Origin of the sequence: Streptomyces sp. NPDC012825, assembly GCF_042900925.1 — a bacterium.
Lineage (GTDB): Bacteria > Actinomycetota > Actinomycetes > Streptomycetales > Streptomycetaceae > Streptomyces.
In genome coordinates this window covers 21,033-29,224 of record NZ_JBIBBZ010000033.1, presented here as the reverse complement: position 1 = coordinate 29,224, position 8,192 = coordinate 21,033, and the positions used below count along the sequence as shown (strand labels likewise).

The following is an 8,192-nucleotide window of genomic DNA, read 5'->3' as shown; positions in this document are numbered from 1 at the left end:
GTCATCCGCCCCCAGACCGCCGAACACCCCGACTACCGCGGCTACGCCGGACAGATCGCCGCCGGAACCTTCCACGTCGGCGAAGAAGTCACCGTACTGCCGTCCGGGAAGACCTCCACGATCACGGCGATCGACGCGCTCGGCGAGGCCGTCGACACCGCGTGGGCGCCGCAGTCGGTGACGATCCGGCTCGCGGACGACATCGACATCTCGCGCGGCGACCTGCTGGCCCCGGCCGGCGACGCCCCGGCCACCAGCCAGGACGTCGAGGCGACCGTCTGCCACGTGGCGGACCGGCCGCTCACGGTCGGCCAGCGGGTCCTGCTCAAGCACACCACCCGTACGGTCAAGGCGATCGTCAAGGACATCCCCTCGCGGCTGACCCTGGACGACCTCTCCCAGCACCCGAACCCCGGGCGGCTGGTCGCCAACGACATCGGCCGGGTCGTGGTCCGCACCGCCGAGCCGCTCGCGCTCGACGCGTACGCGGACTCCCGCCGCACCGGTTCGTTCCTGCTGATCGACCCGGCGGACGGCACCACGCTCGCGGCCGGCATGGCGGGCGAGTCCTTCGCCACCGCCAAGGCGGTCGCGGCGACCGAGGACGAGGAAGGATGGGACTTCTAGATATGCTCCCCGACATCTACTCGACCTTCGCGAAGGAGGGGGGCCGCGTCGGCAGCGGCACCCTCGGCAGCGGCCAGGGAGGGGTGGCGCGATGTGCGCGATGACGTACGCGCACCGCTTGCGCGCCCACACCCCCCACGAGCCGTACCCGCCCCTGCCCCACCGCCGAAGACGTGCGTCATGAGACCACGTGCCGAGAGGAAAACCCCGCGTGTCTGCCACCGGAAACTCCCGCACCACCCGTAAGACGCTGCGCAGCGGCATCGTCGCCGCCGCCGCCCTGCCCCTGCTGATCGGCACGCTCGCCTCGTGCGGCTACGGCTCCGACGCGAAGAAGGACGAGCCCTCCGACAAGAAGGCCCCGGTCGCGGCCGACGCGAAGAAGCTCTCCGCCTCCGAGGTGCGGATCGGCTACTTCCCGAACCTGACGCACGCCACCGCGCTGATCGGCGTCCAGGACGGCATCATCGAGAAGGAACTGGGCGGCACGAAGCTGAAGCCCCAGTTCTTCAACGCCGGCCCGTCCGAGATCGAGGCGCTCAACGGCGGCTCCCTCGACATCGGCTTCATCGGCCCCTCGCCCTCCATCAACGCGTACGTCAAGTCCAAGGGCAAGAACCTGCGGATCATCTCCGGCTCCGCCTCCGGCGGCGTGAAGCTGGTCGTGAACCCGGACAGGATCAAGACCCTGGACGACCTCAAGGGCAAGCGGATCGCCACCCCCCAGAAGGGGAACACGCAGGACGTCGCGCTCCTCAACTGGATCGCCGAGAAGGGCTGGAAGGTCGACCCCGAGTCCGGCAAGGGCGACGTCTCGGTCGTCCGCACGGACAACAAGGTCACCCCGGACGCCTACAAGTCCGGCTCGATCGACGGCGCCTGGGTCCCCGAGCCGACCGCGTCCAAGCTGGTCTCCCAGGGCGCCTCCGTCCTCCTGGACGAGACCACCCTGTGGCCCGGCAAGAAGTTCGTGATCACGAACGTCATCGTGTCGCAGAAGTTCCTCGCGGAGCACCCGGACGTGGTCGAGGCCGTGCTCAGGGGGACGGTGAAGACCAACGAGTGGATCAACGCCAACCCCGAGAAGGCCAAGGAGTCGGCCAACGCGGCGCTGGAGGCGGAGACCGGCAAGCCCCTGGCCGCCAAGGTGATCGACCCGGCGTGGCCCAGCATCGCGATCACCGACGACCCGCTGGCCGCGACGCTGAAGACCCAGTCCGAGTGGGCGGTCAAGGCCGGGCTCATCGAGCGGCCCGACCTGGCCGGCATCTACGACCTGACGCTCCTCAACAAGGTGCTGAAGGCCGCCGGCAAGCCCGAGGTCTCCGACGCCGGACTCGGCGTCAAGTAACCGCCGGCGAACCCACGAACCCCAGGAGGTGACGACCATGGCCACGACGCTCGCCAAGGCGGCCGAGGGCACGACGGCGGAACGGACGCACGCCGCCCGGATCGAGCACGTCTCGAAGTCCTTCTCCGGCCCGGCCGGTACCCAGCTCGTCCTGGACGACGTCAGCCTCGACGTCGCGCCCGGTGAGTTCGTCACCATCCTGGGGGCCTCGGGGTGCGGCAAGTCCACCCTGCTCAACCTGGTCGCGGGACTCGACCGGCCGACCCAGGGGTCCATCGAGACCCCGGACGGCCGGCCGGCCCTGATGTTCCAGGAGCACGCCCTCTTCCCGTGGCTGACCGCGGGCAAGAACATCGAACTCGCCCTGCGGCTGCGCGGGGTGCCCCGGGCCGAGCGCCGGCCGGAGGCCGAGCGGCTGCTCGAACTCGTCCGGCTCGGCGGCGCGTACGGCAAGCGGGTGCACGAGCTGTCCGGCGGCATGCGGCAGCGGGTGGCCCTCGCCCGCGCGCTGGCCCAGGACAGCCAACTGCTCCTGATGGACGAGCCGTTCGCCGCTCTGGACGCCATCACGCGCGACGTGCTGCACGGCGAACTCACCCGCATCTGGGAGGAGACGAACCTCTCGGTCCTCTTCGTCACCCACAACGTGCGCGAGGCCGTGCGCCTCGCCCAGCGCGTGGTCCTGCTCTCCTCCCGGCCCGGCCGGGTGGCCAAGGAGTGGACCGTGGACATCCCGCAGCCGCGCCGCATCGAGGACGCGGACGTGGCCGAGCTGTCCGTCGAGATCACTGAACACCTGCGTGGGGAGATCCGCCGCCATGGCCAGCACTGACACCGCCCCGAAGGCCAAGGCGGACGACCTCGCCGGCCTGGAGGCCGGACTCGACGCCCTCGACGCGGTCGAGGTCCGCCGCACCCCGGTCCGCGAGGTCCTCGTCAAGAAGGTCCTCCCGCCCACCCTCGCCGTCGCCCTGGTCCTCGTCGTCTGGCAGGTCCTCGTCTCGGCGGGGATCACCGAGGAGACCAAGCTGCCCGCGCCGTCCGCGGTGTGGGACGGCCTGGCCGACATGTGGCTCCAGGGCACCCTCCTGGAGGTCATCTGGACCAGCGTGTCCCGGGGCCTGGCCGGCTTCCTGCTGGCCCTCGCCATCGGCACCCCGCTGGGCCTGCTGGTGGCCCGGGTGAAGTTCGTGCGCGCCGCGATCGGCCCGATCCTGTCCGGTCTGCAGTCGCTGCCCTCGGTGGCGTGGGTGCCGCCGGCCGTGCTCTGGTTCGGCCTGAACGACGCGATGATGTTCACCGTCATCCTGCTCGGCGCCGTCCCGTCCATCGCCAACGGCCTGGTCTCCGGCGTGGACCAGGTCCCGCCGCTGTTCCTGCGGGCCGGCCGCACCATGGGCGCCACCGGCCTCAAGGGCACCTGGCACGTGGTCCTCCCGGCCGCGCTGCCCGGCTACCTGGCGGGCCTGAAGCAGGGCTGGGCGTTCTCCTGGCGCTCGCTGATGGCCGCGGAGATCATCGCCTCCTCGCCGGACCTGGGCCTGGGCCTGGGCCAGCTCCTGGAGAACGGCCGCAACAACATCGACCTGCCCGGCGTGTTCCTGGCGATCCTGCTGATCCTGGTCGTCGGCATCGCGATCGACCTGCTGATCTTCAGTCCGCTGGAGCGGTGGGTGCTCCGCAGCCGCGGCCTCCTCGTGAAGTGAGCTCCGGACCGTCATGAACCATCCCGTCCTCCTCGTGATCGCCCACGGCAGCCGCGACCCGCGGCACGCCGCCACCGTCCAGGCGCTGGTGCGCCGGGCCGGCGCGCTGCGGCCGGGGCTGCGCGTGGAGACGGCGTTCCTGGACTTCAACCTGCCGTCGGTGACGGGTGTGCTCGACCGGCTCGCCGCCGAGGGCGTACGGGACGTGGTGGCGCTGCCGCTGCTCCTGACCCGGGCCTTCCACGCGAAGGCGGACGTGCCGGCCGTGCTGCGGCAGGCCCCCGCCCCGCTGCGGATCCGCCGGGCGGAGGTCCTGGGTCCGTCGCCGCTGCTCGTCGCGGCGGTGGAACGGCGGCTGTACGAGGCCGGGCTCGCGCCCGGCGACAAGAGCGCGACCGGGGTCGTCCTGGCCTCGGCGGGCTCCACCGACCCGGAGGCGATCGCGGTGATCGCAGAAACGGCGCGGGAGCTGCGGCGCACCGGTTGGTGCTCCGTGCGGCCCGCGTTCGCCTCCGCTGCTCTTCCCCGCACCGAGGACGCCGTACGGGCGCTGCGCGCCGAGCCGGGCGTCCGGCAGGTGGCCGTCGCCCCGTACGTGATCGCCCCCGGCCGCCTCCCGGACCGCATCGCGGTGGGCGCGGCGGAGGCGGACGTCCTCGCGGACGTGCTCGGGCCCTCGCCCGAGCTGGCCCGGCTGCTGCTCGCCCGGTACGACGGGGCGGTGCGGGCGGCCGAGCGGGTGACGACGGCGGCCGTCTGAGACGGCCCGCCCCGGTCTTCCGCGTTCCGGCCGCCGCCGGGGAGGGCCCTCAGTCCTTCGGGTTCCGTCCGCTGCCCGCCAGGGCGCGGTCGAACGGCGGGGCGTCGTCGGGGACGTCGACCGGCGCGGCGAAGCCCTCGTACCGGCGGTAGACCTCGGCGTGCTCCTCGACGACGGCGAGGACGAAGGCCGCCGTCCCCTCCGGCAGCGCGAACCCCTGGCCCGTGGAGCGGGCCAGGTCCCAGCCGTGCAGGGCGAGTTCCTTGACGACCAGGGACGCGACCACGGGGGCCGGCATCGCGGTGGACCCGAGGTCGACCTCGCCCTCCCAGGCCCCGGGCCGCTCCCAGGCGGCCAGCGCCCGATCGAGCTGTGCCGCGTACGCCCCGGCCCAGTCCTCCTCCCCGGCGAAGTCCCGCTCGGCGGTCGCCTCGGGGAGCGGGGTGCGCAGGGCGCGGTGTTCGAGGCCGTGCGCGGAGTAGAGGACCAGGTGGTTCGCGAGTGCGCGGACGGTCCAGCCGTCACAGACGGAGGGCGCCGCGAGCTGTTCGGTGGTGACGCCCCGGGCTGCCCGGCTCGCCTCGGCGGCGCAGACGGTGAGGTGGGTGTGGATCTCGTTCATGCTCCGACGCTACGGAGCGGCCCGTCACCCGGTCTTGAACTTTCGCGACACCTCTCCTCCTCCGCGTCCGCCGCATCCGCCGCCCCCGGATGGGCCGAATGCAGCACGGGGCCACGCATCGCCCCCGTTCCCGGGTAGATCCACCGGGACCGTTCCCGAGGTGACGTGAGGGGGGTGACGGGTGCCCATGGACGCCGGCACAGGGGCGGACGCCGGTACCGAGGTGGACGCCGGTACAGAAGCGGACGCCGGTACCGAGGTGGTCGTCGTCGGGGGTGGCGCGGCCGGGCTGTCCCTGGCGTGGCGGCTGCTCGCCCCTCCGGACGGCGTCCCCGCCCCCCGCGTCACCCTCGTGGAGGCGCCGCCGGGCCCGCTGCGGCCCCCGGAGCGCACCTGGTGCTTCTGGGAGGCCGGCCCCGGACCGTACGACTCCTTCCTGACCGCGAGCTGGGGCGGGCTCCGGGTGCGGGGGCCGGACGGATCCGGTCCCGTGCGTTCCCTCGGCGGCCTGCGGTACAAGATGCTGCGCTCCGGGGACTTCGAGCGGGGCCTGCGGCCGGGGCTCTCCGCGCTGCGCCGGGTCGAGGCCGTCGTGGAGGAGATCGCCGACGGGCCGGACGGCGCCGTCGTGAGCTGCCGCGCGGCCGACGGCACCGTCACGCGGCTCACGGCCCGCTGGGTCTTCGACTCCCGGCCGCCCGCCGCCGCGCCGCCCGCCCGCACCGCCCTGCTCCAGCACTTCCGGGGCTGGTTCGTGCGGACCGACCGGCCGGTGTTCACGCCGGACGTCGTCGAGCTGATGGACTTCCGCACGCCCCGGCCCGCGCACGGGCTCTCCTTCGGCTACGTCCTCCCCACCGGCCCGTACGAGGCGCTCGTCGAGTACACCGAGTTCGGCCGGTCCCCGCTGACGACCGCCGCCTACGACCGGGCCCTGGCCCGGTACACCCGGGACGTGCTGCGGCTCGGCCCCCTCCGGGTGCTCGCCACCGAGCAGGGGGTCATCCCGATGAGCGACGGCCGGTACCCCCGCAGGACCGGCCGGCACGTCTTCCGGGTCGGGGCGGCGGGCGGGGCCGTCCGTCCCTCCACCGGGTACGCCTTCGCGGCGATCCAGCGGCAGGCCCGCGCCGTCGCGGACGCCCTGCACCGGGGCCGCTGTCCGGTGCCCCCGCCCGCGTACTCCTCCCGGGCGCTCGCGATGGACTCCGTCCTGCTGCGCGGACTCGACACGGGCCGGATCGACGGCCCGGCCTTCTTCACCCGGCTCTTCGAGCGCGTCCCCTGCGAGCGGCTGCTCCGCTTCCTCGACGGCGCCACCGGGCCGGCCGAGGAGTTCTCCATCGGGCTGCGCACGCCCGTCCCCGCCATGCTCCGCACGGCGGCCGAAGTCCCCCTACTCCCCCGGCGCCCCCGCCCGGGACCGCACCAGGAGGCCCCCGATGACCGGCCGTGAGCACCTCTCCCTCCCGGAACCGACTCCGGCCCCCGCGCCGCGCCGTGGCCGCGACCGCCGGGCGGCCGTCCTGCCCGCGCACCCCGGACGGGACCGGGCGGACCGGGACGGGCCGCGCTGCGCCGTCGTCGGGGGCGGGATCGCGGGCATCGCCGCCGCCACCGTCCTCGCGGAGCGCGGGGTCCGCGTCACCCTGTACGAGCGCGAGGCGTCGCTCGGCGGCCGGCTCGCGGGGTGGCCCGTGGAGCTCGCGGACGGCTCCTCCGCGACGATGAGCCGGGGCTTCCACGCCTTCTTCCGCCAGTACTACAACCTGCGCGGACTGCTCAGGCGCGTCGACCCGGGCCTGGAGCGGCTGCGGCCGCTGCCCGACTACCCCCTGCTGCACGGCTCGGGCCTGTACGACAGTTTCGCGCGCGTCCCCCGCACACCGCCGTGGAGCGCCGTGGGCTTCGCCGCGCTCAGCCCGAGCTTCGGCGCGCGGGACCTGGCCCGGATGAACCCCCGGGCGGCGCTGCCCCTCCTCGACGTGCGCCTCCCCGGCGTCCACCGGCAGTACGACGACGTCAGCGCGCGGGAGCTGCTCGACCGGATCCGCTTCCCGGAGAAGGCCCGGCACCTCGCGTTCGAGGTCTTCTCCCGCAGCTTCTTCGCCGACCCCGGGGAGCTGTCGGCGGCCGAACTCGCCCTGATGTTCCACATCTACTTCCTGGGCTCCTCCGAGGGGCTCCTCTTCGACGTGCCCGACGAGCCCTATCCGCAGGCCCTGTGGGACCCCCTGGCCCGCTACCTCGAAGGCCACGGCGTCGACATCCGCACCGGCGCCCCCGTCGACCGCGTCGAGGCCGCGCCGGACGGCGGCCACCTGGTGCACGGCCCGAGCGGTACGGAACGCGTCGACGCGCTCGTCCTCGCGCTCGACACCGCCGGGCTCCGGGCCGTCGCGGCGGCCTCGCCGAGCCTGTGCGACGAGGCGTGGCGCACCCGGGTCGCCGCCCTGCGCACGGCCCCGCCGTTCCTGGTCACCCGGCTCTGGCTGGACCGTCCGGTCGCCCCGGACCGGCCCGGCTTCCTCGGGACCGGCGGCTACGGACCCCTGGACAACATCAGCGTCCTCGACCGGTGGGAGGGCGAGGCCGCCCGCTGGGCCGGGAAGACCGGCGGCTCCGTGGTCGAGCTGCACGCCTACGCGGCGGACGCGGCGGCGGGCCCGGACGCGGTCGGACGGGAGCTGGTCGGGCAGCTCCACCGCGTGTACCCGGAGACGGCGGGCGCCCGGATCGTCGACCGGCGCGACGAGTGGCGGCAGGACTGCCCGCTCTTCGCCGTCGGCGGCCACGCGGACCGGCCCGCGGTCGACACCTCCGACCCCACCGTCACCGTCGCCGGCGACCTGGTCCGCACCGACCTGCCGGTGGCGCTGATGGAGCGGGCCGCCGCCACGGGCTTCCTGGCGGCCAACGCGCACCTGCGGCGCTGGGGCCTGCGGGGGCAGACGCTGTGGACGGTGCCGAGGCGGGGCAGGTCGGCGCTGCTGAGGGCGGCGGCCCGGGCGTACGGGGAGTACTGAACCGGCCCCGGCGGCCCGGGCGTACGGGGAGTACCGGACCGGCCCCGGCGGCCCGGGCGTACGGGGAGTACCGGACCGGCCCCCGTACGGGGGTGGGCCC

The 8,192-nt window shown here is 74.4% G+C and carries 7 protein-coding genes and 1 pseudogene; 7 read left to right on the top strand and 1 reads right to left on the bottom strand.

The window, feature by feature from the left end; genetic code table 11:
* From ACFY7E_RS32090 to ACFY7E_RS32070, 5 genes and pseudogenes are all read left to right on the top strand, one after another.
* A pseudogene (locus tag ACFY7E_RS32090) lies at positions 1–627 on the top strand (hypothetical protein); the annotation flags it as partial.
* A 211-nt stretch (positions 628–838) separates the two neighbouring features.
* Positions 839–1,978 (top strand): aliphatic sulfonate ABC transporter substrate-binding protein, encoded by a 1,140-nt coding sequence (locus ACFY7E_RS32085; protein ID WP_389491192.1) that lies wholly within the window; start codon positions 839–841, stop codon positions 1,976–1,978.
* Between the two features lie 37 nt (positions 1,979–2,015).
* On the top strand, positions 2,016–2,810 hold the full coding sequence (locus ACFY7E_RS32080; protein ID WP_389491190.1) for an ABC transporter ATP-binding protein: 795 nt from the start codon (positions 2,016–2,018) through the stop codon (positions 2,808–2,810).
* Positions 2,797–3,684, top strand: a complete 888-nt coding sequence (locus ACFY7E_RS32075; protein WP_389491188.1) for an ABC transporter permease — start codon at positions 2,797–2,799, stop codon at positions 3,682–3,684. The genes ACFY7E_RS32080 and ACFY7E_RS32075 overlap by 14 nt, the downstream gene beginning before the upstream one ends.
* Positions 3,685–3,697: 13 nt before the next feature.
* Positions 3,698–4,444 carry a sirohydrochlorin chelatase gene (locus ACFY7E_RS32070; protein WP_389491186.1) on the top strand — a complete coding sequence of 249 codons (747 nt, stop codon included), beginning with the start codon at positions 3,698–3,700 and terminating at the stop codon, positions 4,442–4,444.
* 49 nt (positions 4,445–4,493) lie between these two features.
* Here the strand turns inward: ACFY7E_RS32070 and ACFY7E_RS32065 are convergent, their stop codons facing one another.
* Complete coding sequence (locus ACFY7E_RS32065) at positions 4,494–5,066, bottom strand: TIGR03086 family metal-binding protein (protein ID WP_389491184.1); 573 nt, start codon at positions 5,064–5,066, stop codon at positions 4,494–4,496.
* A 187-nt stretch (positions 5,067–5,253) separates the two neighbouring features.
* On the opposite strand from ACFY7E_RS32065, the gene ACFY7E_RS32060 reads away from it, so the two are divergent.
* Together ACFY7E_RS32060 and ACFY7E_RS32055 are read left to right on the top strand one after the other, a co-directional pair.
* Positions 5,254–6,522 carry a lycopene cyclase family protein gene (locus ACFY7E_RS32060; protein WP_389491181.1) on the top strand — a complete coding sequence of 423 codons (1,269 nt, stop codon included), beginning with the start codon at positions 5,254–5,256 and terminating at the stop codon, positions 6,520–6,522.
* Positions 6,509–8,092: an FAD-dependent oxidoreductase gene (locus ACFY7E_RS32055; protein ID WP_389491179.1), complete on the top strand. Its 1,584-nt coding sequence runs from the start codon at positions 6,509–6,511 to the stop codon at positions 8,090–8,092. The genes ACFY7E_RS32060 and ACFY7E_RS32055 overlap by 14 nt, the downstream gene beginning before the upstream one ends.
* Positions 8,093–8,192: the final 100 nt, after the last annotated feature.